This is a genomic window from Vibrio sp. Vb0667, assembly GCF_033391095.1.
The window spans coordinates 1-1274 of sequence record NZ_JAWPOL010000222.1; the positions used below are offsets into that span (position 1 = coordinate 1).

Here is a 1274-nt window from a genome sequence, read left to right on the forward strand (position 1 = left end):
TGTGTTAATAATGTTGGCAACCGCTCGGCTGTTCACCGTGCCTGTAATGGCAAATTCAACCGTATCTCCTGGAGCAATATCGAGATTGGTCTCGATGTCCGAATTTGGTCCCGGTAAGGTCTCGATATTGGTGCGAGGGTCACCTTTGCTGGTCACGATCGTCCAATCGTTGAATGCCGCTTCCATTGCGCCACCAGACGTTTCAACCTCTAATCCAGAAATCAAATCCTCCACTTTGACATCCGCAGCAAAACCAGAACCATTGTTCGTGACCTTAACTCGGAATGTCGAGAACTCTCCCGGCTGGTAATATCGTTCGTCAGCGGACTTTTCGATAACGACATCGCCCGGGTAAGGTTTTAGCGTTGCAGTTGCGAGAATATCTTTGCCGTTGTAGTTGAGTGTGGCTTGGTTAACGATGTCACCAGTTGCTTGTGCATTCACTAAACCAATCACGTACAACGTAATGCTGTCATTTGGTGCTAGGTCGATGTTGTAGTCAATATCTTTATCCACCACCAGAGAGTTCGCATCGACCGTAGTTAATGCACTGCCCACCACATATTGAACGGCCCATTGCAAAAATGCTTGGTTGGTTGAACCATCAATCGTATCGACAGTTAACGCGCCAATGGCATCTTTCAAATTGATATCGTTCGCGTAGTTGTTGCCTTCATTGACAATTTTGAGAATGTAACCCGACACTTTGTTTGGGCTGTAATGCTCCACCATCGGCGTTTTCGTAAACGTTAGATCGGGGATCTTTGCCGTGCTGGTCGCTTCTGCCGTTTTTGTGGTGCCGTTGTAGGTAACATCAACGGTATTGGTCACCTCACCAACGACTTGCGAGTTAAGCTCACCTTCTACGGTGATGGTCACCACATCATTAGGCGCAATATCAATACTGCCATCAATGAACTCGTCATTGGCTGCGGGGAACTTAGTGGCTCCGTTCAAAGACTCGGCATTCATGTAAATAGTCCCAGACTCAAACGCAATCACGTCCGCACCAGTCACGCTGGCCGCCGTAATTTTGTTTACGAAGTCTTTAACTTGGACATCGTTCGCCCAGTTTGCCGTGGTGTTTTCAATTTGAATCGTATACGTCAGCATATCGCCAGACTCATACTGAGTTTTATCGACGATTTTTGTCACATTCAAATCAGCGACAGCTGCAACATACGTCGCTTGCGCGGCTAGTTTACTCGTCGCGTCACTGACTTCGACCACGTTTGTGATATCACCAACCAGATCGGCTTTGACCAAACCTTCTA

General features: G+C 47.4%; 1 pseudogene. It reads right to left on the reverse strand.

The features are described 5' to 3' along the window. A pseudogene (locus R8269_RS24790) lies at nt 1-1274 on the reverse strand (hypothetical protein); the annotation flags it as partial.